General features: G+C 55.9%; 23 protein-coding genes. 14 read left to right on the top strand and 9 right to left on the bottom strand.

All coding sequences use genetic code 11. The features are described from left to right. Positions 1 to 269: 269 nt before the first annotated feature. The gene (locus ABVT35_RS10175) at positions 270 to 644 is read right to left on the bottom strand and encodes a hypothetical protein (protein ID WP_368466229.1); all 375 of its coding nucleotides are present in this window, start codon (positions 642 to 644) and stop codon (positions 270 to 272) included. A 328-nt stretch (positions 645 to 972) separates the two neighbouring features. Here ABVT35_RS10175 and ABVT35_RS10170 point away from each other — a divergent pair, with 328 nt between their 5' ends. After that, positions 973 to 1,746 carry an NAD kinase gene (locus ABVT35_RS10170; RefSeq protein WP_368466228.1) on the top strand — a complete coding sequence of 258 codons (774 nt, stop codon included), beginning with the start codon at positions 973 to 975 and terminating at the stop codon, positions 1,744 to 1,746. 43 nt (positions 1,747 to 1,789) lie between these two features. Continuing rightward, a complete protein-coding gene (locus ABVT35_RS10165; RefSeq protein ID WP_368466227.1) occupies positions 1,790 to 2,347 on the top strand; it encodes a hypothetical protein in 558 nt (185 codons plus the stop codon). Between the two features lie 19 nt (positions 2,348 to 2,366). On the opposite strand, the gene prfB is transcribed toward ABVT35_RS10165, so the two are convergent. From prfB to ABVT35_RS10150, 3 genes are all read right to left on the bottom strand, one after another. Continuing rightward, positions 2,367 to 3,495 (bottom strand): peptide chain release factor 2 gene (gene prfB / locus ABVT35_RS10160; protein WP_368466226.1). Its coding sequence is split into 2 segments (ribosomal slippage): positions 2,367 to 3,428 and positions 3,430 to 3,495, totalling 1,128 coding nucleotides; the frame shifts between segments, so codons are not numbered across the junction. Between the two features lie 436 nt (positions 3,496 to 3,931). Continuing rightward, entirely contained in the window at positions 3,932 to 6,391 is a 2,460-nt protein-coding gene (locus ABVT35_RS10155; protein ID WP_368466225.1) for a penicillin-binding protein 1A, read from the bottom strand. Positions 6,392 to 6,582: 191 nt separating this feature from the next. Then, positions 6,583 to 7,863, bottom strand: a complete 1,281-nt coding sequence (locus ABVT35_RS10150) for an N-acetylmuramoyl-L-alanine amidase (RefSeq protein ID WP_368466224.1) — start codon at positions 7,861 to 7,863, stop codon at positions 6,583 to 6,585. Between the two features lie 820 nt (positions 7,864 to 8,683). On the opposite strand from ABVT35_RS10150, the gene ABVT35_RS10145 reads away from it, so the two are divergent. Next, the gene (locus tag ABVT35_RS10145; RefSeq protein WP_368466223.1) at positions 8,684 to 11,575 is read left to right on the top strand and encodes an Rne/Rng family ribonuclease; all 2,892 of its coding nucleotides are present in this window, start codon (positions 8,684 to 8,686) and stop codon (positions 11,573 to 11,575) included. Between the two features lie 73 nt (positions 11,576 to 11,648). Here ABVT35_RS10145 and ABVT35_RS10140 read toward each other — a convergent pair whose 3' ends face one another. Further along, a complete protein-coding gene (locus ABVT35_RS10140; RefSeq protein WP_368466222.1) occupies positions 11,649 to 12,803 on the bottom strand; it encodes a pyridoxal phosphate-dependent aminotransferase in 1,155 nt (384 codons plus the stop codon). A gap of 154 nt (positions 12,804 to 12,957) precedes the next feature. Between ABVT35_RS10140 and ABVT35_RS10135 the strand changes: the two genes are divergently transcribed. The 6 genes from ABVT35_RS10135 (at position 12,958) to aat (ending at position 18,273) form a co-directional block, all read left to right on the top strand. Continuing rightward, a complete protein-coding gene (locus tag ABVT35_RS10135) occupies positions 12,958 to 14,361 on the top strand; it encodes a M48 family metalloprotease (protein WP_368466221.1) in 1,404 nt (467 codons plus the stop codon). A gap of 23 nt (positions 14,362 to 14,384) precedes the next feature. Next, positions 14,385 to 15,149: a DsbA family protein gene (locus tag ABVT35_RS10130; RefSeq protein ID WP_368466220.1), complete on the top strand. Its 765-nt coding sequence runs from the start codon at positions 14,385 to 14,387 to the stop codon at positions 15,147 to 15,149. Between the two features lie 201 nt (positions 15,150 to 15,350). Then, positions 15,351 to 15,791, top strand: coding sequence for a type II 3-dehydroquinate dehydratase (gene aroQ, locus ABVT35_RS10125; RefSeq protein WP_368466219.1), 441 nt, complete (start codon positions 15,351 to 15,353; stop codon positions 15,789 to 15,791). Positions 15,792 to 15,818: 27 nt separating this feature from the next. After that, positions 15,819 to 16,301 carry an acetyl-CoA carboxylase biotin carboxyl carrier protein gene (accB, locus tag ABVT35_RS10120; RefSeq protein ID WP_368466218.1) on the top strand — a complete coding sequence of 161 codons (483 nt, stop codon included), beginning with the start codon at positions 15,819 to 15,821 and terminating at the stop codon, positions 16,299 to 16,301. Positions 16,302 to 16,309: 8 nt separating this feature from the next. After that, on the top strand, positions 16,310 to 17,650 hold the full coding sequence (gene accC / locus ABVT35_RS10115) for an acetyl-CoA carboxylase biotin carboxylase subunit (protein ID WP_368466216.1): 1,341 nt from the start codon (positions 16,310 to 16,312) through the stop codon (positions 17,648 to 17,650). An 11-nt stretch (positions 17,651 to 17,661) separates the two neighbouring features. Continuing rightward, the gene (aat, locus tag ABVT35_RS10110; RefSeq protein WP_368466215.1) at positions 17,662 to 18,273 is read left to right on the top strand and encodes a leucyl/phenylalanyl-tRNA--protein transferase; all 612 of its coding nucleotides are present in this window, start codon (positions 17,662 to 17,664) and stop codon (positions 18,271 to 18,273) included. Between the two features lie 5 nt (positions 18,274 to 18,278). Here aat and ABVT35_RS10105 read toward each other — a convergent pair whose 3' ends face one another. The 4 genes from ABVT35_RS10105 to gatB all read right to left on the bottom strand — a co-directional run bounded on the left by ABVT35_RS10105 (position 18,279) and on the right by gatB (position 21,339). Next, the gene (locus ABVT35_RS10105; protein WP_368466214.1) at positions 18,279 to 18,767 is read right to left on the bottom strand and encodes a DUF2155 domain-containing protein; all 489 of its coding nucleotides are present in this window, start codon (positions 18,765 to 18,767) and stop codon (positions 18,279 to 18,281) included. Between the two features lie 44 nt (positions 18,768 to 18,811). Continuing rightward, the gene (locus ABVT35_RS10100; protein WP_368466213.1) at positions 18,812 to 19,210 is read right to left on the bottom strand and encodes an NADH:ubiquinone oxidoreductase subunit NDUFA12; all 399 of its coding nucleotides are present in this window, start codon (positions 19,208 to 19,210) and stop codon (positions 18,812 to 18,814) included. 125 nt (positions 19,211 to 19,335) lie between these two features. Continuing rightward, positions 19,336 to 19,824: a GNAT family N-acetyltransferase gene (locus tag ABVT35_RS10095; protein ID WP_368466211.1), complete on the bottom strand. Its 489-nt coding sequence runs from the start codon at positions 19,822 to 19,824 to the stop codon at positions 19,336 to 19,338. Positions 19,825 to 19,839: 15 nt separating this feature from the next. Next, positions 19,840 to 21,339: an Asp-tRNA(Asn)/Glu-tRNA(Gln) amidotransferase subunit GatB gene (gatB, locus tag ABVT35_RS10090; RefSeq protein ID WP_368466209.1), complete on the bottom strand. Its 1,500-nt coding sequence runs from the start codon at positions 21,337 to 21,339 to the stop codon at positions 19,840 to 19,842. 226 nt (positions 21,340 to 21,565) lie between these two features. Here gatB and ABVT35_RS10085 point away from each other — a divergent pair, with 226 nt between their 5' ends. The 5 genes from ABVT35_RS10085 to cyoD all read left to right on the top strand — a co-directional run bounded on the left by ABVT35_RS10085 (position 21,566) and on the right by cyoD (position 26,062). Further along, positions 21,566 to 21,841, top strand: a complete 276-nt coding sequence (locus ABVT35_RS10085) for a DUF6455 family protein (RefSeq protein WP_368466208.1) — start codon at positions 21,566 to 21,568, stop codon at positions 21,839 to 21,841. Between the two features lie 351 nt (positions 21,842 to 22,192). Beyond that, the gene (gene cyoA, locus ABVT35_RS10080) at positions 22,193 to 23,071 is read left to right on the top strand and encodes a ubiquinol oxidase subunit II (protein ID WP_368466207.1); all 879 of its coding nucleotides are present in this window, start codon (positions 22,193 to 22,195) and stop codon (positions 23,069 to 23,071) included. 20 nt (positions 23,072 to 23,091) lie between these two features. Continuing rightward, positions 23,092 to 25,125 carry a cytochrome o ubiquinol oxidase subunit I gene (gene cyoB, locus ABVT35_RS10075; protein ID WP_368466206.1) on the top strand — a complete coding sequence of 678 codons (2,034 nt, stop codon included), beginning with the start codon at positions 23,092 to 23,094 and terminating at the stop codon, positions 25,123 to 25,125. A 1-nt stretch (position 25,126) separates the two neighbouring features. After that, entirely contained in the window at positions 25,127 to 25,744 is a 618-nt protein-coding gene (gene cyoC, locus ABVT35_RS10070) for a cytochrome o ubiquinol oxidase subunit III (RefSeq protein WP_368466205.1), read from the top strand. Next, positions 25,745 to 26,062 carry a cytochrome o ubiquinol oxidase subunit IV gene (cyoD, locus tag ABVT35_RS10065; RefSeq protein WP_368466204.1) on the top strand — a complete coding sequence of 106 codons (318 nt, stop codon included), beginning with the start codon at positions 25,745 to 25,747 and terminating at the stop codon, positions 26,060 to 26,062. The last annotated feature ends 10 nt before the right edge of the window (positions 26,063 to 26,072 follow it).

Raw genomic sequence — 26,072 nt, 5'->3', positions numbered from 1 at the left:
CGTTCCTCCATGACACATGTCCTTCTCCACGGCATCAACACCTCCGGCAAAAACCAAAAGTGTTACCCATGTCTCCGGTACAAAACGTCACCCATGTCTCAGGTCGCTCATCCTGAATCGCAAAAATTAATTTCAACACCCGGCTTTAAGCGCTGTTCCGTTTCCAATTTCGCGAATCCGCTGCAAAATCACGTTCCATTGCTGTCCCTGAAAACAACATTTGCGGAAACATTCACTTCCGACACGCAAGCAGATTGCAGGACGAGGTGTCACCTACGCCCGGGCAAAATGAGTTTGTTTCCGGCTTCGATGCATCTTCTGAGCGTCATTCGGGCCGTAAGAACATCCCGATCGCTAGCGCTTTCCGGCAGCTTGTCCTCCAGGGACGTAATCGCAGCGTGAACGGACATAACAGCGCTGACCAGATCTTCATGCGCGTCCATATCGCAGTCTTCAAGTTGAAGAATGAGGCCGCGTGCGCTTTGCCTTGCCGTGTGTGCCCACTCGGTCACGCCAGCCCAATCCTCGGTGGGCGTGTCCTCTGCACAGCACCCTTCCGGAAGCGAATCGTAACTTTCCTGCAGAAGCTTGATGTGAGACGCGAGAAGCAAGGCGTCAATGGTTTTGTGGGGTTGAGGGTCCATGCTCAAATCCAATCTATTCGCATCACATGCCGTCGCCCCCATGCTGCTCGAATAGCAACCGGATTCATAAGGCGTATCACCAATGTTTGCAAATAGGTATGAGGACGATTACCCAACACTGCTGCTGCCGTTGAGGGCAATTGACGAGGCCGTTCCCGCAGTTTTCAGGCTACAGTTGCCTTACCACGCTGGTCATTGCGGACATCACAGTTCCAGGAAGATCCGGATTTGCACTTCATTCGGGTGATTGAATACCGACTAAGCTCTTGTGCGGCGCGCCGGTCCCCTCCATGTTAGGGTCAATCAACTCCTCCGGAACCGAGTGCATATGACGCAAAAACTATCTTCCATGTGCTTTATCTCAAGCGATGCAGACAATGCGCGCCAGGCAGCTAAACATCTGGCATCGCTCTACGGCCAGGCAAGCCCTGAGGACGCGGATGTGATCGTCGCGCTGGGCGGTGATGGTTTCATGCTGCAAACCCTCCACGACACGATGGATTCCGGTAAATTGCTCTACGGTATGAACCAGGGTTCGGTCGGTTTTCTACTCAATGAATACCGCGAGGAAGGTCTTCGCGAGCGCATACAGGCGGCCGTCGAACATCACATCCATCCTCTTGAAATGACAGCTGTCGACGGCGAAGGAAATTCGGTTCACGCCTATGCAATCAACGAAGTCTCCGTGCTTCGGCAATCCTACCAGGCGGCAAAGCTGAAGGTGCTGGTCGATAACAGAGTCAGGCTCGAAGAGCTGATCTGCGATGGGTTGATGGTGGCAACACCGGCCGGCTCGACAGCATACAATCTTTCGGCTCACGGGCCGATCCTGCCGCTCGAAGCCCCATTGCTCGCACTGACCCCGGTAAGCCCGTTCCGACCGCGGCGCTGGCGTGGGGCGCTCCTGCCAAACCGCGTCACAGTCGAGATGGTAGTGTTGGAGCCGACTAAACGCCCGGTCAATGCGGTGGCGGACCATACGGAGGTCAAGTCTGTCCAAAGGGTCACGATCCGCGAATCGACGAAGGTGACAGCGCGGATCCTCTCCGATCCGGACCACAGCTGGGACGACCGTATTCTTGCCGAACAGTTTCTCTACTGATACGCAAACGCCCGATTGTACCTGCGTGAAGGAGGCAAGGAGCATGCGAGCTTTTTCATTGAGAGGCACAGCACTGGCCTTGACGACCACTGGGTTTGTCCTGGCGCATGCGATTTCGACAATGCCGATGATGGCGTCCGAAGCGCCCGCTGTTATTGCCGATACGACGCCGACGCGGGTGCTCTCGGTCGTCAGCGGCGGTTTTTGGGAAACAACAGCCGAAGAGAAAGAACAGGCCGAGGGCGAAGCCAAGGAAACGGATACAGAGGCTAAAAAGCCCGCGGCCGAGCAGAATAATCGCGGTTACTACCGGTCGCTGGCCATCCGGTCGGAAGACAACACCTCAAGGCTCTATCTGCAGCGCATATGGCTTTCACCGGACGGGCCCATGCTGCTCGATACCAGGGAGATAGAGGCGCTGACGGAGATGAAGGCATATATCACCGACATGCGTCCGGAGAACTCCACCGGAATTGCCAAGCAGCCCGGTTTTGTGACCTTCGTCTATCTAAAGGGGGATCCGGCCGCCGGGGAGCCGGATACCTGGGAGCTTTACGTCGATGAATTCGGCGATACGGCATTTACGCCGGCAAGCAACTGAAAACTCTGGCCAGGCTCCCTCAGTCGATATCCTCGACCTCGGCATCGCCGCCGTGAACACGGTGCGCAAGCGCCGATTCCATGAAGCTGTCCAGATCGCCGTCCAGCACATCCTGCGGGCTCGTGCTTTCCGTTCCGGTCCGAAGATCCTTGACGAGCTGGTAGGGCTGCAGGACGTATGAACGGATCTGGTGACCCCAGCCGATCTCAGTCTTCGATGCTTCCTGTTCGCTGGCCTCGGCCTCTCGCCTCTTGAGTTCTTCCTCGTAGAGGCGCGAGCGGAGCATTTCCCAGGCCGTTGCCCGGTTCTTGTGCTGGGAACGCTCGTTTTGGCACTGCACGACGATATTGGATGGAATGTGGGTAATACGCACGGCTGAGTCTGTCGTGTTGACGTGCTGTCCGCCGGCGCCCGATGCCCGGTAGGTGTCGATCCGCACCTCCGATTCCGGAATATCGATTTCGATCGTGTCGTCAATCACCGGATAGACCCAGATCGACGAAAAGGACGTATGCCGTCTCGCCTGACTGTCAAAGGGCGAGATGCGCACCAAACGGTGCACGCCAGATTCGGTCTTGAGCCAGCCATAAGCATTGTGGCCCTTGATCAGGAGCGTGGCCGATTTGATGCCGGCTTCTTCACCGTCGTGAATTTCAAGGAGTTCGACCTTCATCTTGCGCTTTTCAGCCCAGCGGCTGTACATGCGCATCAGCATTGAGGCCCAGTCCTGGCTCTCGGTGCCGCCTGCCCCGGAATGGATTTCGATATATGTGTCGTTGGCGTCGGCCTCGCCGGAAAGCAGCATTTCGATCTGCCGCCGGTCGATATCGGCCTTCATCGCACGAAGCGCATCCTCAGCTTCGCTGACGACATCCGCATCGTCCTCTTCCTCGCCGAGTTCGATCAGACCAACATTGTCATCGAGCTTTGATTCGAGGTCGCGCAGCGCCGAGATATTTTCTTCAAGCTGCTGGCGCTCGCGCATCAGCTTTTGCGCTTCCTGCGGATCATTCCATATATCCGCATCCTCGGCCTTGACGTTCAGAAACTCCAGTCTTTTGAGTGCCTGATCCCAGTCAAAGATGCCTCCTCAGCAGGCTTATGGCCTGCTTGATTTCATCGACGATCAACTGAATTTCCGAACGCATGGTCTGCCTTTTATTCTTGTTGGATAATGCCTTGCGGCCTAGAGCGTTTCTTGTTTTTTCGGGATAATTTGACCGAGGCGATTTTGGTCGCTGACAAGGCGGGTTGTGCGCCGTGGTGTTCCCCCACCACAAGCGCAATACAACGCAGTCAGAGGGCAAAATCGCCCGGCCCATTCAGTAATTCTGATCAATGGCACAGCCCTTTCGAGGGTGGGGAAAATCGGCTCATCGGCGGCGTTGCGCCGCTTGCCCGATGCACCACATCGCGCTGCGCGACGCGCCTAGCCGAATGAACCGATTTTCCTCCATCAAATGATCCCGAATAAACAAGAAGCGCTCTTGCCGTTATGAATTTGCCGGGACCATAATCACGGGGTCCCGGCAAGTAAAGCCACCGATAGCCCGGGGCACGGTTTTTTGCTGAAGATTCCGCCTGTCAGTAAAGACCGCCGGCACCTGAAATGATGGCCCGGTTGGCTTGCGGAGAAACATTCAGAATCTCCTCTCCGGTCACGAATTCCTCACCGATGACGGAGAAGAAGTCGGCCGGACCGGTTCCGGGCTTGAATGATTCGTAAATAACGTCGGGTCCGCCGGGTTCTGCTTCCATGCCGGTCTTGCGGTTGATGGGTATCAGTTGCAACCCGGGCGGCACGCGGAAATCAACCGGACGCTTGTCAACCAGTGCAGCCGTCATGAATTCGTTGAATATCGGCGCAGCCAATGCACCGCCGGTCGAGCCGCGCCCCATCGGCGTCGGTGTGTCATATCCAATGAACACCCCTGCAACGAGATCGGGTGTATAGCCGACGAACCAGGCATCCTTTTCCTCGTTGGTCGTACCGGTTTTGCCTGCGGCAGCGCGACCAAGCTTGACCTTGCCTGCAGCTGTGCCGCGTGTGACCACACCTTCCAGCATCGAGGTTACCTGATAGGCCGTCATGGGATCGAGAACCTGTTCGCGTGTGTCGACGACCTGCGGCTCATCCTGGTTCTGCCAGTCTGTCACCATACAGGCGTCGCAGGTGCGCTCTTCGTGCTTGAATATCGTCTTTCCGTAACGGTCCTGGATACGGTCGATCAATGACGGCTTGATCTGCTTGCCGCCATTGGCGAGCACGGCGTAAGCCGAAATCATCCGCAATACCGTTGTTTCACCGGAGCCGAGCGACATGGCAAGAACCGGCAGCATGTCATCATAGATGCCAAACCGTTCCGCATATTCGGCAACGAGATTCATGCCCATGTCCTTGGCAAGGCGCACGGTCATGAGGTTTCTCGACCGTTCGATGCCGAGCCGCAATGTGGATGGCCCTGCCGAACCGCCGCCGTAGTTCTTGGGCTGCCAGAGTTCGCCGCCCGATACCAGCTGGATGGGTGCGTCGAGCACAACCGACGCCGGGCTGTAGCCGTTATCGAGAGCGGCCGCATAAACGAAAGGCTTGAATGCGGAACCGGGTTGGCGCATGGCCTGGGTCGCCCGGTTGAATTGCGACTGTGCGTATGAAAAGCCGCCAACCAGCGCCAGCACACGCCCGGTGTGAGGATCAAGGGCGGCAAGCGCGCCCTGCACTTCCGGCGGTTGCCTCAATATGTGCTTGGCCTCGCCTTCGTCGGATTTGATTTCCTCGACATAGACCACATCGCCCGGTTTCAGGATATCGGAAACGGCCTTGACCTTTTTGCGTTCATTGTCGGTCTTTATTCGATAGGCCCATTTCATGTCGGCGCCGTTTAGGGTCACCGTATCGCGGTCTTCCGCTACTTTTCCGGAAGCGGTCCGGCTAGGCCGCAGTCCGACGGTTGCCTTTTCATCATCCGCTTCAAGGACGACAGCCAACCGCCATTCAGGTACGTCCCTTAAAGGCTCAACCGCTGCGACGGCGGCGCCCCAATCGCCATCCGTGATTACAGTCGAAACCGGGCCGCGATATCCCTGCTGGACGTCGTAGCGTATCAATCCCCTCTGCAGAGCACGGCGGGCCATTATCTGAAGTTCCGGGTCCAGGGTCGTCCGCACGGACAGCCCCCCCTCATAGAGCGCGTCTTCACCATAGCGCCCGATAATCTGTCTGCGCACTTCTTCGGCAAAATAGTCAGACGCAAACAGATGCGAGCCGCCGCGACGCGGGTTGACACCGAGCGGTTGAGCCTTCGCGTCCTCGGCGTCCTGTGCCTTGACGTAACCATTATCAACCATGCGGTCGATTACCCAGTTACGGCGTGTTATCGCCCTGTCGGTTCGCCTGTAAGGATGATAGTTGGACGGCGCTTTCGGCAGGGCTGCGAGATATGCCGCTTCCTGGAGGTTCAACTCGTTGACGGACTTGTTGAAGTATGTCAGCGCCGCACTGGCGATGCCGTAAGAATTAAGTCCATAGAAAATCTCGTTGAGATAAAGCTCAAGGATACGGTCCTTCGAATAGGCCTGCTCGATACGAAATGCCAGAACCGCTTCGCGTATTTTCCGGTCGTAGCTGCGTTCCGAAGTCAGCAAAAAGTTTTTCGCAACCTGCTGGGTGATGGTTGATGCGCCGACAGGACGCTTGCCGGAGGAATAATTCTCGATATTCGTGATTACCGCACGGACCAGCCCTGTGTAGTCGAGACCATTGTGCTGATAGAAATTCTTGTCCTCGGCAGAAAGGAACGCGGCCTTGACCCTGTCCGGAATGGCCTGAATCGGCAAATAAAGACGCCGCTCACGCGCGTGTTCGGCCATCAACGTTCCGTCCGCCGCGTGAATTCTGGTGGTCACAGGCGGTTCGTATGTGCTCAGTACCTCGTAGTCCGGCAGGTCGCGGGTTAATGCGCCGACATACATTGCAACGCCCAGCGCGACGATGAAAAACAAGATCGTCCCTATGCCGAACAAATATCCTATCAGTCTGAACATCGTTTCCTTACCGGAGCTGATTCAACAACAGGGCGAGTCAGTTCGCCTGCCAAACTATATCCCGACTAGTGCGCCGAATGTGCGCAAAATAGGGCCAATACCATCATTGACTAGATAATCTGAAGTATTCCCAGATCAATGTGGCATCTATCACACAATAACAAAAAAGGCTTGCCACGTCAGGTGTTGGCTCAGTTACTTACCCCTGTCACCTTCTTGCGATAGGCACCGATGGCGGTGACCAGCAATTCCGCTGTTCGCTCGCGCCACTTCGGGTCGCTCAGAAGCTTTTCATCCTCGATATTGGATAGATAGCCAAGTTCGACAAGGACGGACGGGACTTCAGGGGCGCGCAGAACTCTAAACCCTGCCGAGCGATGCGGGTTGTTTATGAGTTTTACTGAACCGTCAAATGCACCGATTACCGCTCCTGCCAGACTGTCGGAAAAGACCTGGGTCTCACGCCGCGTCAGGTCAATCAGAATATCGGCAACGGTATCTGGCTCATCTTCCAGCGACAGTCCTGCAATAAGGTCGGACCGGTTCTCCTGGGCAGCAAGTTGATGGGCCATCTGGTCCGAGGCCTTTTCGGACAGGGTGTAGACCGTTGCGCCGCGCACCCCTTTTACGCGGATGGAGTCGGCATGGATAGAGACGAACATATCGGCCGAATGCTGGCGCGCCCGTCTAACGCGCTCGGAAAGGGAAACAAATGCGTCGGCATCGCGTGTCAGAACGACGTGGATATCCGTGTCACGCTCGAGCGCTGTCTTCAGCGCAAGGCCCACCGCGAGGGTGATATCCTTTTCCTGAGCGCCGTTGCGTCCCTTTGCACCGGTGTCAATGCCCCCGTGTCCGGGGTCAATGGCCACCGTGAATGATTTGTCCGATTTAGCCGGTTTGTTCTGCGGTTTCGTTGCCTCGTCCGACGAAGACGGGTCCCATCGCTGCTGACCGACAAGGGAGGCAAACTCCTGGTCTGAAGTGGCGGCCAGATCGAAAACCAGCCGGTAGGTTCCGTCGGCATCGTTCTTCTTTACTTCCGCCATCTCCGATTTAACGGGCCCTATCGCGGTAAAGACAATGCGTGACCGGCCGGGAGCCATGGCGCCATACCGGATATCGGACAACAGCCCGCGGGCCTTTGCCGTCTTTTCCGGAAATCCAAAATGGGTTTCCGGCAGATCAACGACCAGGCGATGCGGCGTCGCTAACAAATGGTATGAGAAATCCGGCTTGCTTTCGAATTCCATGACTATGCGCGTTCGCAGTTCGTCGCCGGCAATGCGAAACTCGAAAGCCACCAGCCGGTCCTCAGCACTACTGTCAGACTTGTCTTCAGCGCAGGAAATGCCGGTCGACAGCAGCACCGTGAACAGCATAACCACCATAGCAATCGTGCGAAGCGAAACGGAGGTCGGACCGCTTAGGTCGGTTGAGTGCTTTGTTCCGGTAGGAGCCAGTGTGTTCATATTGCCATCTGAGCCGCTGATGCCGCAGGTCGTTCAGAGCGAGCCGATCTTTTTTGAACGAATCGCGCAACTTCTGCAACCGGGGTCTACAGGAATTCCATATTGCGGCAACTGTCATTTTTCACAGGGCGGGGACATTTTGCCATCGCCATTGTGGAAATCATCCATATTTGCCGCGCTGCACAATTCAGGAGTTGTTACCCGCTGTCGAAACAACAGGAAGAGAATCACCCTGCCCTATTTGCAAGAAAATAGGGCCGTTTTGAAGGCGTCCAGGCTTATTTAGCAGCCCATTTTGAATTGTTAACCGAGATGCCGGTTCGCGACCATTCTCGTTTGCCGGAAGTCGTTGCCTCTTGCCAGAATGAATTCAAGACCATAAAAGCGGGGTGAGGGTTAATATGCTGACGAGATAGAAACAGCGGATTCGGCAGCCACCTGCTTCAGGATTTTGGGGCGCCATCCGGCCGTTTCGTCTGACGTCATAGCCATTTAATTCCTCAGAGTGAATCGATAGAGCCTGGGCAATTCCGGGCGTCGAATAACGGCTAATGGCCGTCTGCTTCCCGAGGGAAGCGAATTTCATCGGTCTGAAAAAGACCTTATGTTCATATATTCCTGTTTGGAATTTGGATGGAAATGCAACCGACTACACTCTCAAGCAAGGCTCTCTGGACATGCGGTGTTCCGGACCCTGTAGCTACGGTGCTCCAATTTCAGCCAGGAACTACAAATTTCGGCACAGCGGTAACAATTCGAACCCGGGCGGGTCCGCCTGGTAGTGAAGAATTGCGGCCTCCTGCCGAGGAGCATCTTTTAAATGGCAGACAAAATGCTGATCGACGCGTCCCACGAGGAAGAAACGCGCGTCGTTGTTGTTCGTGGAAACCGGATTGAGGAATTTGACTTTGAATCGCAGCACAAAAAACAGCTGCGTGGAAATATCTATCTCGCCAAGGTAACGAGGGTCGAGCCCTCCCTACAAGCAGCATTCGTTGAATATGGCGGAAACCGTCACGGTTTCCTCGCCTTTTCGGAAATTCACCCGGACTACTATCAGATTCCGGTCGCGGACCGGCAGGCCCTGATCGATGCAGAGGCCGCGGAAGCGCGCGAGGAAGATGATGATGGCGAGGCTGAGAAGCCCGCCAAGAAGAAATCTCGCTCACGTCGAAGCCGCAGCAAGACAAAACGCGAAAAGAAGGTAGAAGCAACCGCTGTTGAAGACGGCGGAACGGAGCCTGTCGCGCCAGAGGAAGCGGTTGAAGAGCCGGTGGCCGATACCGAACTGCCTGACAATTCGGACACCGAAACGACGGCGGACGCCCGGCCAACTGACGATGCCGGTTCTGATGGCAGTGCCGCCGAAGCTGCACCTGTCGAAACTGAAGCGCAGTCCGAACCGGAGGATGATGGTTCGACCGAAACCCCGGACGACGTCGTGGCCGAGTCCAGCGAGGACGGCACCGACGACGATACACCGCCAAGCTCGATTGCAGCCTCGGTGGACGCCGATGAAATCTCGGAACCCGTCATCAGCAAAAAGGCCGACGAAGGCGATGAGCCGGATGACGAAGCCGATGAAACGGCTTTACCAGACAATGGCGACGATGATGACGATGAAAGCGATGGATCGGTCGAATCCGTCGGTGCTGAAGACGCGATGGAAGAAGTTCCGGACCGTGCGCGCAAACAGCGAAAGCAATATCGCATCCAGGAAGTCATCAAGCGCCGTCAGATCCTACTGGTTCAGGTCGTCAAGGAAGAGCGGGGAAACAAGGGCGCAGCTCTGACCACCTATCTGTCTCTCGCGGGCCGCTATTCCGTTCTCATGCCCAACACGGCGCGTGGCGGCGGAATTTCCCGCAAGATCACCAACGTACAGGACCGCAAACGGCTGAAGGAAATAGCGCGCGGTCTCGAAGTGCCCCAGGGAATGGGCGTGATCCTACGGACGGCAGGTGCCAACAGGACCAAGAGCGAGATCAAGCGCGATTTCGAATATCTGATGCGCCTGTGGGAAAATGTGCGCAACCTGACACTGACATCCACTGCGCCCTGCCTCGTCTACGAGGAAGGCAGTCTGATAAAACGGTCCATCCGAGATCTGTATAACAAGGATATCAGCGAAATCATCGTTTCCGGTGACAACGGCTACCGGGAAGCCAAGGATTTCATGAAGATGCTGATGCCGAGCCATGCAAAGGCCGTGCAGCCCTATCGAGATGTTCAGCCGATATTTGCGCGATCCGGGATCGAAGCGCAGCTCGACAAGATGCTGCAGCCTCAGGTGACCCTGAAATCCGGGGGCTACATTATCATCAACCAGACGGAGGCGCTGGTTGCCATAGACGTGAACTCCGGGCGTTCCACCAAGGAACACTCGATTGAGGACACGGCGCTGCGAACCAACCTTGAGGCGGCCGAGGAAGTCGCCCGCCAGTTGCGCCTTCGCGACCTTGCGGGCCTCATCGTTATCGACTTCATAGATATGGAGGAAAAGCGCAACAACAGGTCCGTTGAAAAAAAGCTGAAGGAATGCCTGAAGAGCGACCGGGCTCGTATCCAGGTCGGCCGTATTTCACATTTCGGACTTTTGGAAATGTCGCGCCAGCGTATCCGTGCCAGCGTGCTGGAAAGCACAATGCAGGTTTGCGACAGCTGCGGCGGCACCGGTTATGTCCGCTCGATCTCGTCCGTTGCTCTTCACGTGCTCAGGACGGCCGAAGAGCATCTTCTGAAAAAGACTACGCATAACATAACGATCCGGACTCTGCCGGAAATCGCTTTGTATGTCCTAAACCAGAAGCGCGACACGATTATCGAACTTGAGAACCGCTTCGGACTGTCGATCGAAGTCGAGGCCGATCCGAATGTGGGTCTCCAGCATATCGCGATCGATCAGGGAACACCTGTGGAATCGCCGGTTGTCATCGAAGGTGCGGTTCAGGTTGATACCGACTTCTCCGAAGCTGAAAGTGCCAATGACGAACCGCCGGTGCAGGCCAATGGCGACGATGACGGCAACGGGCGCAAACGCAAGCGCCGCAGGCGGCGACGCGGCGGACGCAATGGCGAAGACCGGGAAGCGCAGGTGTCCGGATCCGATGATTCAGATGACACATCTTCCGAAGCCTCGTTCGATGCGGATGAGAAATCCGACGACGAAGGAGAAAATCGCAAGAAGCGCCGCCGCCGAGGCAAGCGCGGCGGAAAACGAAACCGCGACCAGGAAAGTGTCGAAGGCGCAGAAACCTCTTCAGCGGCATCCGAGTCGGATGCGGTGCCTCAGGAAGTGGACAGTGCAGAAGCAGCAACTGACACGGAGCCTGTTGTTGAAGCGCCGGTCGCCGGCACCGAAATGACAGACGGCGAAGCGGTCGAGGCGAACGCAAGCGACGAAGAAAAACCAAAACGCCGCCGTGGCTCCCGCCGTAAAAAGGAAGACACTGCTGCGGTCGTCGATACCGACATCGGAGCGGAGGAAACCATTGCGGCTGTCGCAGAGGCAGAAGCGGTGGCGGTTGAAGTGGCCAATGATGTTGGTGAAACGGAAAAACCCGCCAGGGCCAGCCGGCGCCGGCGCAAGGCATCGGAACCGGACGACAGCGAACCCAGATTAACATCGACGGTCGCTGAGAGTGCCGACGAAAATGCCGGTGACGGCAAGCCTAAAAAGGCCGGCTGGTGGCAGCGGCGCGGTTTTTTCTGACCCCGGCCTAATTATGGATATTGGTTACGCCAACCGCTCCGCGCGGTTGGCGTTTTCAATTGGGGAAGAGCGACTACTTCAACCAGGCTTCCATTCGATTGAGCGCCTCGTCCATTTCCTGCCATGAACCTGCGTAGGAAAACCGTATTGTCCGGTGCCCTTCAATGGGATCGAAATCCCTGCCCGGCGTGGCGGCCACATTAATTTCAGCCAGCATCGTTTTCGAAAACTGCATCGAATCATTGGTAAACCGGCTTGCGTCGACATAGGCGTAGAATGCACCGTCCATAGGAGAGGCAATGTCAAATCCGATCTGCGGCAGCCGGGTCATCAGCAGATCCCGGTTGGCGCGGTAACCGTCCTTGACCGCCTCGAGTTCATCGGTCGCGTCGAAGGCTGCGCAGGCTGCTATTTGCGATAATTCGGGTGCGCTGATGTAAAGGCTCTGGGACACACGCTCCACTGGGCGGATCACGCTCTCCGGCAGAACCATCCACCCGATACGCCACCCGGTCATGCAGTAGTATTTGGAAAAGGAATTGATCACCAACGCCTTGTCGGTGATCGATAGCGCGGTGGTTTCTTCGCCAGCATAGCTCAGGCCGTGATAGATCTCGTCCGAAAGAAACGTAATCTGATTGGCCTCGCAATAGTCCAAAAGCGCTTTCAGTGCGGCCTTTCCCGTTACGGTGCCCGTCGGGTTTGCGGGGCTTGCCAACAACACACCCGCAATAGGTCCGTGCTTGCCGGCAGCATCCTCCAGCGCCTGCGGATTCAATGTAAATTCGGATGCTGCGCTGACCGGTATTTCAACCGCCTCCAGGTCAAGCGCCGAGAGGATGTTCCGGTAGGCCGGATAACCCGGCCTGGTTATTGCGACGCGATCACCGGCCTCGAACATCGTTAAAAAGGCCAGATTGAAGCCGGCCGACGAGCCCGTAGTGACGGCGATCCTGTGCGGATCGACCGAGACTCCAAAACGAGTGGCATAGTGCTGCGCTATCTTTTCACGCAGACTGGCAATGCCAAGCGCATCCGTATAGGCAATGCGTTCTGTCAAAAGTGCCTGTCGAGCCGCATCAACGACGCGCTGCGGAGCCGCGTGCGCGGGCTGTCCCACTGCCATAGATATGACCGGATGCCCCTGTTGCTTTCTCTTTGTGGCCTCGGCAAGCACATCCATCGCATGAAATGGTTCAATGGCGCTGCGGCGTGAAATCTGTATCACTGATTAATCCCAAACGATGATTCGATGCCTCACAATTGCCTGATTGCCGTGTCGATCACAACCGTGTTGGAGTAATCACATTCACGCGATGATCAAAATAGCGCTATGGGCTTTACGACCAATTGGCTGTTATGGTCGCCAGGAGAATTCCAGAATGTCCGATCCACAAAGCACAGGGTTCATGAAATTGAATGTATCGAAACTGATGCATGCTGCATTGCTGTTCGTGCTGACATTTTCCTTGGCATTTGCCCCGACTGTTCCTGTGAATGCGCAGGGCCGCCTTCCCATTGTTCGCGACGCGGAAATCGAGGGTTTGCTGCTCGATTATGCGCGGCCGATTTTCAAGGTTGCCGGGCTCAACCGGAAGGGCATTGAAATAATCCTGGTCAACAGCCCGTCTTTCAATGCGTTCGTCGACGGCCGGCGAATTTTCGTCAATACCGGAGCTTTGCTGATCGCGCAGACCCCCAATGAAATTATTGGCGTCATCGCACATGAATCCGGCCATCTTGCCGGCGGTCATCAACAGCGGATACGTGATCAGATTGCACGCTCACGCACCATTGCCATCGTCGGCGCGCTGGCCGGAATTGGTGCCGCTGCAGCCGGCAGCGCCATGGGAGCCAGCGGCGCAACGGCTGCGGGTGGCGGTCTGGCCAACGCTGCGCCTTCCGTGGCAACGCGCGCGCTATTGAGCTACCGGCGTTCCGAGGAAATCACGGCGGACCGTGCGGCGGTAAAATACCTCAACGCGACCGGACAATCAGCAAAGGGAATGCTGACCACATTCAAACGGTTTTCACAGCAGCGCGCGCTTTCTGGCGTAAGGGGCGACCCGTACTGGTCCAGCCACCCTTTGCCGCGCGAAAGAATTGCGCTGATGGAGGAACTCGCCAAGAAGAGCAAGAACTACAACAAAAAGGATTCCGCACGCCTGCAACGCAGACACGACATGATCCGCGGCAAAATAGCAGCCTACACAGGCGGCGCTCCCGCGGTTGGCCAGGCGTTTCGAGACAACCCAAATGGCGTCGGCGCGCGCTATGGCATGGCGATTTCCCAATTTCTGCGGGGCGATACACGCCGCGCACTTGCCGGTATAGACAAACTCATTGCGCAAGATAAAAACAACCCGTATCTCTATGAAATAAAAGGGGAAATTTACCTTGCCGCACGCCAACCCAAAAAAGCAGCTTCCGCATTCGCCAGGGCGGTGAAGCTGGACAAATACAAATCCGGAATTATTCGCGGACGGCTGGGCTTTGCCTATCTTTCAACCGGCGACAGTTCGCAGATGAACAAGGCGGTTCGCGAGTTAAAAGCTGCAATCAGAACTGACCCGAACAATTTTGCCGCATACACATTTCTGTCCCGGGCCTATGCCCAGGCGGGTGATGTGGCCAACGCGGAACTGACGCAGGCCGAGGGCTATTTCCGCGGCGGCAATGTCAAGGAAGCCAAACGTTTTGCTGTTCGCGCGCTGCAGAAGCTGCCGAAGGGAACTCCAAGCTGGCAACGCGCGAGCGACATCGTTAAATACAAGACTAAAAAATGAAGTCGGAAACTTATGAGGAAAACATGATAAATCGAGTACGCGGTCATATTGGCGCAGCATTGGCAGCCATTGTGATAACGATATCCCCGCTTCCGGCTGGCGCACTTGACGATACTCAGAAGGAAGAAATCGGCCAGTTCATTCGGGAGTATCTGATTCAGAATCCCGAGATCCTGTTTGAGGTCCAGGCGGCCTACGAGGCCAAACAGGAGCTGATTCAGCGTGAACAATCCAAGCAGGTCATTGCAAAATCACGGGATGCTATCTTCAATTCACCCAACAATGTCGTGCTTGGCAATCCAGATGGCGACGTAACGATCGTCGAGTTCTTCGACTATAATTGCGGGTTCTGCAAACGCGCCATGAAGGACATGGAGGAAATCATCGCGAATGATCCGAATGTCCGGTTCATTTTGAAGGAATTTCCCATTCTCGGCGAGGATTCCATTGCCGCTCACCGGGTCAGTACAGCGTTAATGCGTATTGCACCGGAAAAGTACGAAGAGTTCCATTTTGAACTTCTCGGCGGCAGAGAAAGGGCGACCGAGGACCGTGCGATCGAGGTCGCAAAAAGCCTTGGCGTTGACGAGAACGCTCTGCGAAAAGAAATGGAAGACGAGGCAATCACTGAAAGTTTCCGTGAAGCCTATCAGATTGCCGACGGGCTGGGCATCTCCGGCACACCATCTTATGTCGTTGGTGATGAGGCGGTGTTTGGAGCTGTCGGCATGCCGACGCTGTTGAGTAAAGTTGCTAACCTGCGCAATTGTGAGAGCGCCACCTGCTGATTGTCGCAATTCAACGCGTTTTGGACCGGCGTGTCATCCTGACCGCCGGTTCATGCTGACCGACTGCCCTGCTGAGGCAGGTTTTTCACATTTCAATTAATCATCCAACAGTTTTTTAAGCCGGCGTCATAGACCGGGGCTTTTCCTTCCGGGCGGGGCCGTCTATATGTCTGTGACTTTATATTCTCCAGGTGAAATACCATGGCCCGCAAAGTGTTCGTCCTTAATGGACCAAACCTGAATTCTCTCGGTAAGAGAGAGCCGGGTATTTATGGTGGGAAAACCTTGAGCGACATCGAGACCGACTGTCGCACACTTGGTAACGAACTTGGCTTCGAAATCGACTTTCGACAGACAAATCATGAGGGTGTTCTTGTTGACTGGCTGCAGGAAGCCGGCGACAAAGCCGTCGGTGTGGCCATCAATCCAGGCGCCTACAGCCACACCTCGATAGCCCTTCACGACGCCATCCGCTCAATCGATATTCCCGTTGTGGAACTGCATCTTTCAAACATACACGCGCGCGAGGCATTCAGGCATGTCTCCATGGTTTCGCCAGTTGTCGCCGGCGTGATCCTGGGCTTTGGCCCTAACAGTTATGATCTGGCGCTTCGCGCGCTGGCAGATATTTGTGAAAACTAAGAACAAGTTCGTAAAGGACCCGTCCCGATGGCAGCAAGAAAATCCGGAATCGATCAGGATCTGGTGCGCGATCTCGCAAACATACTGAATGAGACAGACCTAACCGAAATCGAAGTCGAGCAGGACGACCTGCGTATTCGGGTCTCGCGTGGCGGTGCATCAGCCGCACAGACCGCACCGGTCTATGCCCCGGCACCTGCCGCACCGGCACTCTCGGCGCCCGCCGCAGCAGCGGCTCCAAGTGCCGAGGCTCCTGCGGACGGCGGGGTCAACCTCACCAATGCCGTAACGTCACCCATGGTCGGGACAGCCTATCTTGCGCCCTCACCCGACGCGGCACCATTTGTCCAGGTCGGCCAAAGCGTCGATGAGGGGCAGCCTGTGCTGATCATCGAAGCCATGAAGACCATGAACCAGATTCCGGCGCCGCGTTCCGGCAAGGTCACTGCAATCCTCATTGATGACGCGCAACCGGTCGAATTCGGTGAACCGCTTCTCGTGATTGAATAGGCCATTTGATGCTGTCCAAAATTCTCATAGCCAATCGCGGCGAAATTGCCCTGCGTGTCCTTCGCGCCTGCAAGGAGCTGGGAATAAGCACGGTTGCCGTTCATTCGTCCGCGGACGCGGATGCGATGCATGTACGTTTGGCCGACGAAAGCGTCTGCATCGGTCCACCCGCATCGCGCGACAGCTATCTCAACATTCATCAGATTGTTGCTGCCTGCGAAATAACCGGAGCCGATGCCGTGCACCCGGGCTATGGCTTCCTGTCCGAAAACGCCAAATTCGCCGAGATTCTTGAAGCGCACGACATAACCTTCATTGGACCGACCGCCCAACATATCCAGATTATGGGTGACAAGATCACAGCGAAAAAAACCGCTGAGGAACTGGGCATTCCCGTCGTTCCGGGATCGCAAGGCGAAGTTGCAGACGAAAACGAAGCGGCCAGAATTGCCGGAGAAATCGGCTATCCTGTCATTATCAAAGCAACCGCTGGCGGCGGCGGCCGTGGCATGAAGGTTGCCAACAACGAGGCTGAGCTTTCGCTTGCCCTGGCAACAGCTCGCACGGAGGCCGGCGCTGCATTCGGCAACGAAGCGGTCTATATCGAAAAATATCTCGGCAAGCCCCGCCATATCGAAATTCAGGTCATGGGCGACGGCAACGGCAACGCCATACATCTTGGCGAACGCGACTGTTCGCTTCAGCGGCGCCATCAGAAGGTCTGGGAAGAAGCAAACTCCCCTGCCCTTAATGCGCATCAGCGCGAAGAAATCGGCATGATCTGTGCCAACGCGATGAAAAAGCTCAAATATCGCGGCGCTGGAACGATCGAGTTCCTGTATGAGAACGGCGAGTTTTATTTCATCGAGATGAACACCCGGCTTCAGGTGGAGCATCCCGTAACCGAAGCCATCACGGGCATTGATCTTGTCAACGAACAGATTCGCGTCGCCTCGGGTGGCGGTCTGTCAGTGGCCCAGGAAGATATCCGCTTCAACGGCCACGCGATCGAGTGCCGAATAAACGCCGAAGACCCGAAATCCTTCACGCCGTCGCCAGGTCTCATAACCCACTATCACCCGCCCGGCGGACTGGGGGTGCGTGTCGATTCGGGCGTCTATCAGGGTTACTCCATTCCGCCCTATTACGACAGCCTCATCGGCAAGCTGATCGTGCACGGCCGTACGCGCGTCGAGTGCATGATGCGGTTGCGGCGCGCGCTTGGTGAATTCGTTATCGACGGTATCAACACGACGATACCCCTGTTCATGGACCTTCTGGAAAACCAGGACATCGCCAATGGCGATTACGATATCCATTGGCTGGAGAAATATCTCGACGTGCAATAAAGTATAGAGTTATGCACAGGAGTGAAGATCGGCTGAATATAACGCCGCAGCTGCTCCTCAAGGCCTATAGCTGCGGATTGTTCCCAATGGCTGAGTCGGCGGACGACCCGGAAGTATTCTGGGTCGAGCCCGAAGTCAGGGGCGTCATTCCGCTCGAGCTGTTTCATATTCCGAAAAGCCTTGCAAAGACCTGCCGGCAAAACAGGTTCGACATACGCTTCGATAGCGCCTTCAGCGCCGTTATCGATGGTTGCGCGGAACCCGGGCCCGGCAGGAACAAGACCTGGATCAACCGCACCATCAGACGGCTTTACATTCAGCTTCACGAACTGGGGCACGCCCACAGTGTTGAAGCCTGGCGGGATGACGAATTGGTGGGCGGCCTTTACGGCGTTTCGCTGCGGGGCGCCTTTTTTGGAGAGAGCATGTTCTCTCGCGAACGCGACGCATCAAAGGTCTGTCTCGTCCATCTTGTAAGACGGCTTCGCCAGCGCGGCTATGTACTGCTCGACACGCAATTTACCACCGATCACCTCAAACGGTTCGGCGCAGTCGACATTCCCAAGGAAACCTATGATTCGCTATTGAACGAGGCGATGATGGTGGAAACCGTATTTGCCTGATGCGGTCAGGTCGGCGGCGGGACATCCGATTCCATCCGGCATTCTTTCAGCCAGACGTCATAAACGGCATGGTCGACAGCGTTCAGACCGGGCGAATCTGCAAACATCCAGCCGGTGAAAATACGGCGGATCTTGCGATCCAGCGTGATCTCGTCAACTTCAACGAATGTCGTCGTTTTCGGCTTTTGGGATTCGTCGCGGCTATAGCATACGCGCGGCGTCACCTGCAGCGCACCGAACTGAACCGTTTCATCAATATAGACATCGAATGTGATGATGCGTCCGGTGATCTTGTCGATGCCGGAAAAGACAGCGACCTTGTTTGAAATTCGCGGGTCACCGGCCGGCGCGAGATTTTGCTTTTCAACCGGCTTCAGTGTTTGCACCGGCTCAAGCGCTTCGGTCTGAACATCCGAGTTGGATTGAGCCCGCGCAGACGTGGCCCCCGCCAGAATGCAAAGGGTGCCTGCCAATGCCACACACAGGTTGTGCATGCCGAATTTGTGTTTTCCGCCGCTTTTCATCGTACCGTGATGGATTATGTACCGGGCGTCCAGGCGTCGTAGTCGCCCGTGACGCGAGGCCTGTCAGCTGGATTGAGGATCGAGCCCTTCGGGCGGTAAGCTGCCGCAGTGCCCGTCATGTTTGGCTGATGCGGCTTTTGCCATTCCCTTGCCTGGTAGCTCTCATCGGCTGGAGAGACATCGGTGCGATGGTGCATCCAGCCGTGCCAGCCGGGAGGGATTGCGGAGGCTTCAGAGAGACCGTTGTAAATCACCCAGCGGCGCGTACGGCCTTCGCTGTCCGTACCGCCCTGGTAATAGACATTGCCAAACTCGTCTTCACCAACCTTTGTTCCCTTACGCCAGGTGTGAAACCGCGTTCCAAGAGTTGTTCCGTTCCACCAGGTAAATGTCAGGAGCAGAAAATTCTTCATGGATATCCTCGTACCGAATACGGTCAGTTGACGTTTGTGGCCTTATGCCGTGCCCGCGCCGCCTTGTCCAGTCCACTGTGGCATCGCGAATATGCCTTTTCCATGGCAGGCCCCAACTATCAGCGTCAGTCGAGTGCCAATTCGAAAATCAGCGCGGGCAGACCCGATCCCGGTTCTCCGCAATTGGCGGTGCGACCGGTTTCGACAAATCCTTTTCGTTCGTAAAACGCAACGGCTTTTTGGTTTGTTTCTTCCACTTCCAACCGAATTCGCTTGGCTTCAGGAAAACAGACCTTGATTTCGTCAAGCAACTGACCACCGGCGCCCTGCCCTTGCACCTCGGGCAGCACGTAAAGTTGATGCAGGTCAATCAGTTTGCCGTCCTGGGTGGATGCAAAAGCCATGGCGCAGATCTTTTCGCCGGTATCGACAACGACAAACTCGCTGTTCGGCTGCGTCAGGCGCTGCTTCAAAACCGGAACCGCGTGCCACGTGCCTGTTATTTCGTTCACCTTGTCTACACCGTAGATGCCGTCATAGGTGTCGTGCCAGGTTGTCACCAGCAGCCTGTTGATCTCCTGCAGATCGCGTTCGGAGGCGGTTCTGACCCACATCGCGCTGGCCTGTTCCTATTCGATGCCGAGCTTCTTGCGCACAAGTGCGTTTACTGCCTGCGGATTGGCTTTGCCCTGGGTCGCCTTCATGACTTGTCCGACAAACCAGCCGGCCATGGAGGGTTTTTCTTTGACCTGTTCAGCCTTGTCGGCATTGGCGGCGATCACCTCATCGACGGCGGCTTCAATGGCACCGGTGTCGGTCACCTGCTTCATGCCGCGGTCTTCAACGATCTGATTGGGGTCCCCGCCTTCGTTCCAGACGATTTCAAACAGATCCTTCGCGATCTTGCCTGAAATCGTGCCTTCCTTGATCAGATCAATGACGGCGCCAAGCTGCTGTGGTGAAACGGGCGTGTCTTCAATCGTCTTGCCGGCCTTGTTCAACGCACCGAGCAAATCGTTGATCACCCAGTTGGCGGCCATCTTACCGTCACGTCCCTCGGCAACGGCCTCAAAATAGTCGGCGATCGACTTTTCCGATACCAGGATCGAGGCGTCATAGGCGGAAAGTCCCATATCAGCCATCAGCCTTGCCCTTTTGTCGTCGGGCAGTTCGGGCAGGCCGGCAATCAGGTTTTCGACATAGGCGTCGTCAAATTCGAGTGGCAACAGATCGGGATCGGGGAAATAGCGGTAGTCATGCGCATCTTCCTTCGAACGCATGGACCGGGTTTCTCCCTTGCCGGGATCGAACAAACGCGTCTCCTGGTCGATCGATCCGCCATCTTCGAGGATGGCGATCTGGCGCCGTGCTTCGTATTCGATGGCCTGGCCGACAAAGCGGATGGAGTTGACGTTCTTGATTTCGCAGCGCGTTCCGAAGTCTTCGCCGACCCGGCGAACGGAAACATTCACATCCGCACGCATCGACCCCTCGTCCATATTGCCATCGCATGTGCCGAGATACCGCAATATGGTGCGCAATTTGGTGACATAGGCCTTTGCCTCGTCGGAGGAGCGCAGATCCGGTTTGGACACGATTTCCATCAGCGCGACGCCGGACCTGTTGAGATCCACATAGCTCATGGACGGGTGCTGGTCATGCATTGACTTGCCGGCATCCTGCTCCAGATGCAGACGCTCAATGCCGATCTCGATATCTTCAAAATTGCCTTTTTTGTCCGGACCGACCGAGATGATGATCGTGCCCTCGCCGACAATCGGGTCTTTGTACTGCGAAATCTGGTAACCCTGCGGAAGGTCGGGATAAAAATAGTTCTTGCGGTCAAAGATCGAACGGTTGTTGATTTCGGCTTTCAATCCAAGTCCGGTGCGCACGGCCTGGCGTACGCATTCCTCATTAATCACCGGCAGCATTCCGGGCATAGCCGCATCGACAAGGGAGACATTGTCATTGGGCGCATTGCCGAAAGTCGTCGATGCACCGGAAAACAGTTTGGACTGCGACAATACCTGCGCATGAACCTCCAGTCCGATAATTACTTCCCAATCGCCGGTTGCTCCGGGAATCAGCCGTTTGGGCTCTGGTGTGCGCGTATCAATAATGGTCATGTGAATGCATCTTGCAGCTTGGATTTTCTGGAAAACGGATCGGCAAAAAAGCCTGGACCCGGGTTAAACCAATGCACTGGCGGGTTCAAGCTTTTCCGTCGAATGCACCTCGTTTGCACAGCGATTGCGGCGGGTAAGATTCGCCAAAATGTTTGACATAAATCAAATGAGCCGCTTCCTCAGCCACGTATTATTGGATTCGAAGGCAATGGGCTGGAGGTACGAGATGGGAATTCAGAACATAATTTCACGCATCGACCACCATGCCGACCTGTTTGAAAAAATGATGGTCAAGCTCGGCGTTCGCGATGAGCTGACACAGATAGACAACATCGGGCCGGTCTACCGTAGAGCCGCGATGCGCTGTGTGGGTTGCACCGGCGCAGAGGAATGCGAGACTTGGCTAGATACGAATGCGGAGCCAGCAGACGCACCGGAATATTGCCGGAACCGCGCTCTGTTTGCCAGGCTCAAGGCAGCAATGCCGCAGGAATTGAAATAGGCCCAACCGACGTTTCCAGTCAGCGGGCCCTTTTCTAAACAGCTCCCTATGGGAGAGTATCCCTCAACTAGCCCCGGTCGCTTTTGCGATTCGGGGTCTTTTTTGTTTGTTCGTATATAAATCTTCCATAAAAGTGCACCGACGTAAAGCCCCCCACCGGTTGTAATCCCTGCCGCAGCGGGTTCGCAGCGCCGTTCCCTGAGGAAAAATGCATCGCCGGCTTGTCAACAAGCTCGGTCATCGTAAGATGACTGGCAGATACACTTATAAGTACCTGATTGTACTATGTGCATCCCAGGTGCTTCCTCACCCCATATCAGGGCCCACATCAGGGATGGATAAGTGAAAATCATGACCGGAGTACAACTTTCGCGAATTCTGCAGGTGTTCCTGACCGCATTGTTGTTGGCCGGCTGCGGTCTGGACAAAGCGCCGATACTGCATCCGAAAGGCCCAATTGCCCTGGTCGAACGCGATCTCCTGTTCACTGCGTTTTATCTGATGCTCATTGTCGCAATCCCGGTCTTCATATTCGCCGGTCTTTTCGTGTGGCGCTACCGGGCCTCGGGCGGCAAGGGAAAATACACCCCGGACTGGTCCTACTCAGGCAAAATCGATGCGCTGATCTGGCTGGTTCCTGCATTAATTGTTGCCGCACTCGGCTATCTGCTGTGGACCACCACGCACAAGCTTGATCCGTACAGAAACATTGCAGGTACCGAAAACGCTATCGAGGTCCAGGCCGTTGCGCAGGATTGGAAATGGCTTTTCATTTATCCCGAATACGGCATTGCCACGGTCAATGAGCTGGCCTTTCCAAGCGAAAGGCCGCTGTCGCTCAAGATCACTTCCGATACGGTCATGAATTCCTTCATGATTCCTGCGCTTGGCGGTCAGATCTACGCCATGGCCGGCATGACCAGCCGTCTCCACCTGATTGCCGATGAACCGGGTGAGTTCACCGGGCGCAACACGATGTACAGCGGCGACGGTTTTGCCGATCAGCACTTTCAAGCCTATGCGATGTCCAACGAGGATTTCGACGCCTGGACACAAAAGGTACGCCAGTCCGGCAAATCTCTCGACCAGGCGGCTTACGATGTACTGGTCAAGCCAAGCGTCGCGCATGACGTTGAATACTATTCCGGCTACGATCCGGGCCTGTTCCAGCGAATCCTCGCCAAATATGCCCAACGGCCGGAACATTCCTCAAATGTGACGGATCAATAAGAACCAGCTTGGGGGCCAAGATGCTCGGTAAACTGACCATAGATGCTCTGCCGTTCTACAGCTGGGTCGCCATGAGCGGCGCTGCGGTAACCGTGTTCGGTGGTCTCGCTGTCGTGATACTGGTGACCTATCTGGGCGCCTGGCGCTATTTGTGGACAGAGTGGCTGACCAGTGTCGATCACAAGAAGATCGGCATCATGTACATCGTCATGGCGCTGGTTATGCTCATTCGCGGCTTCATCGATGCGATCATGATGCGAGCCCAACAGGCGGTTGCTCTCAACTCGGAGGGTTATCTGCCGCCGGAACATTTCGAACAGATATTCACCTCGCACGGCACCATCATGATCTTCTTCATGGCGATGCCGTTTGTGGCCGGCCTATTCAACATCGTCACGCCGCAGCAGATCGGCGCACGCGACGTGGCGTTTCCGTTCATGAATTCCATCAGCCTATGGCTGACGGCGGCAGGCGCGGGCCTAGTGCTGATTTCTCTGGTGGTCGGCAAATTTTCGGAAGCGGGCTGGACAGGTTATCCGCCCTTCTCCGGCATCGAATACAGCCCCGGCGTCGGGGTCGACTACTGGCTGTGGGCACTGCTGGTCAGCGGCGTCGGCAGCACACTGACCGGTATCAATTTCGTCGTAACGATCCTGAAGAAACGCGCTCCGGGCATGAAGCTGATGCGCATGCCCATGTTCACCTGGACGACTTTGGTGGTCAGCGTGCTCATTGCCTTCGCCTTCCCGGCACTGACTGTTGTTGCCATTCAACTCGGCCTTGACCGCTATTTGGGCATGCACTTCTTTACCAATGGCGATGGCGGAAACATGATGAATTTCGCCAACCTGCTTTGGATATGGGGCCACCCGGAAGTCTATATCCTGATCCTGCCGGCCTTCGGCATCTATTCCGAGGTGGTGGCAACCTTTTCTGGAAAACGGCTGTTCGGATACGAATCGCTCGTCTATGCAACCGGCTGCATCGGCATCTTATCGTTCTCGGTCTGGCTGCATCACTTCTTCACCATGGGCTCGAGCGCCAATGTGAACGCGTTTTTCGGCATCGCCACCATGGTCATTGCGGTTCCAACGGGTGTGAAAGTGTTCGATTGGCTGTTCACCATGTTCCGCGGCCGCATCGTCTTCCACCCGTCCATGTACTGGACCATCGGTTTTATCGTGACCTTCGTCATCGGCGGCATAAGCGGCGTGCTGCTGGCGCTGCCGCCGGCGGATTACCTGATGCACAATTCGACGTTCCTGGTGGCACATTTTCACAACGTGCTGATACCGGGTGCACTGTTCGGCTACTTTGCCGGCATGAATTACTGGTTCCCCAAGGCTTTTGGCTTCAAGCTCAATGAAACATGGGGCATCAGGGCTTTCTGGTTCTGGCTGATCGGTTTCTATCTGGCCTTCATGCCACTCTACGTGCTCGGGTTCATGGGCATGGTGCGCCGCATGGAGCACTATAATGTACCGGAGTGGCAGCCTTATCTGGTGGTCGCCGCAATCGGCGCCGTGTTTGTGCTCATAGGCATCTTCTGCATCGTCATGCAGTTGGTGGTCAGCGTGCGTGACCGCGCCCAGGCCGTCGATGCGACCGGCGATCCCTGGAACGGCCGTACCTTGGAGTGGGCAACATCCTCGCCCCCGGCATCCTACAACTTTGCCGTCATTCCGCAGGTGGAGGATCTCGACGCTTTCGCCGACATGAAGCGACGCGGTGTCGTCGGCCAAAAACCGGCGAAATACGAAGACATCGCAATGCCGAAAAACACAAGCGCCGGTGTAATCCTCGGCGCCATGGGCTTCCTGCTGGGTTTTGCGATGATCTGGCATATCTGGTGGCTGGCGGCCGTCTGCCTGGTCGTATCTGTGATTGTACTGATCGTTCGTGCCAGCAATGACGACGATGAATTCACAATGGCGGCAGCCGAAGTCGAGGCAATCGAAAATCAGCGGCAGTTCTCGACATTGACTATTCCGACCGATGAGACCGCAGCCGGCTCAAACGTGTCGGGCGAACAACCCGCCGCAGGGAGTATCTGATATGTCAGTTGCCGAAACGCCTACGGTTGAGGACGAAGCGGTTTTGCAGTTGGGAGGCGGCGAGGAGTTCGAGGACCGCGAATTTGGTTTCTGGCTCTATCTGATGACCGATGCAATCATCTTTGCACTGCTCTTTGCAACCTATGTCGTCATGAGCCGTAACATTGCATCGGGACCGGATGCAAAATCGCTTTTCGATCTGACGCACACTGCAGGCGAAACGCTGCTGTTACTCTTCTCCAGTATAACATTCGGATTCGCGACCCTCGCCTCGCTGTCGCGCCAGAAGGGCCAGGTCATCCTCTGGCTGATCGTAACGATTGCATTTGGCGCCGGATTTGTCGCCATGGAGCTTGTCGAATTCTATGGCATGATTGCGTCCGGCGCCGGGCCGGATACCAGCGGCTTCCTATCCGCATTCTTCACGCTTGTCGGGACGCATGGGCTGCATGTCAGCCTTGGGATTGTCGGCATCACGGTGATGATCGTCCAAGTCGCCGTCAAGGGGCTGAGCAATCCCGTTTTATCGCGCCTCTATCGGCTCGGATTGTTCTGGCACTTCCTCGATATCGTCTGGATCGGAATATTTTCTGTCGTGTATCTGCCGGGGGTCCTCTAAATGGAAAAGTCGCATCACACCGATACGCACACCCACAGGGCTTATCTGACCGGCTTCGTCCTGGCACTCATCCTCACCGTCATACCATTTGCTCTGGTCTGGACCGGCGCTCTTCCGGTTCTGACAACGCTCGTCGTCATAGCGGTCGCAGCCGTCGTCCAGATGCTGGTGCACATGTATTATTTCCTGCATCTCAACCTGAAGACCACGCCGCGTGAGAACCTGCTGGCGCTCGCATTTGCCATCGTTTTGATCTTCATCCTCGTTGGCGGAACGCTCTGGATCATGTTCGATCTGCACTACCGCATGATGGGATAGATGCCCGCAA

Source organism: Hoeflea sp. TYP-13 (genome assembly GCF_040932035.1).
Classification (GTDB): Bacteria; Pseudomonadota; Alphaproteobacteria; order Rhizobiales; family Rhizobiaceae; genus Hoeflea_A.
Note: the sequence above shows the minus strand (reverse complement) of the source record. Positions and strands in the feature narration are given on the sequence as shown.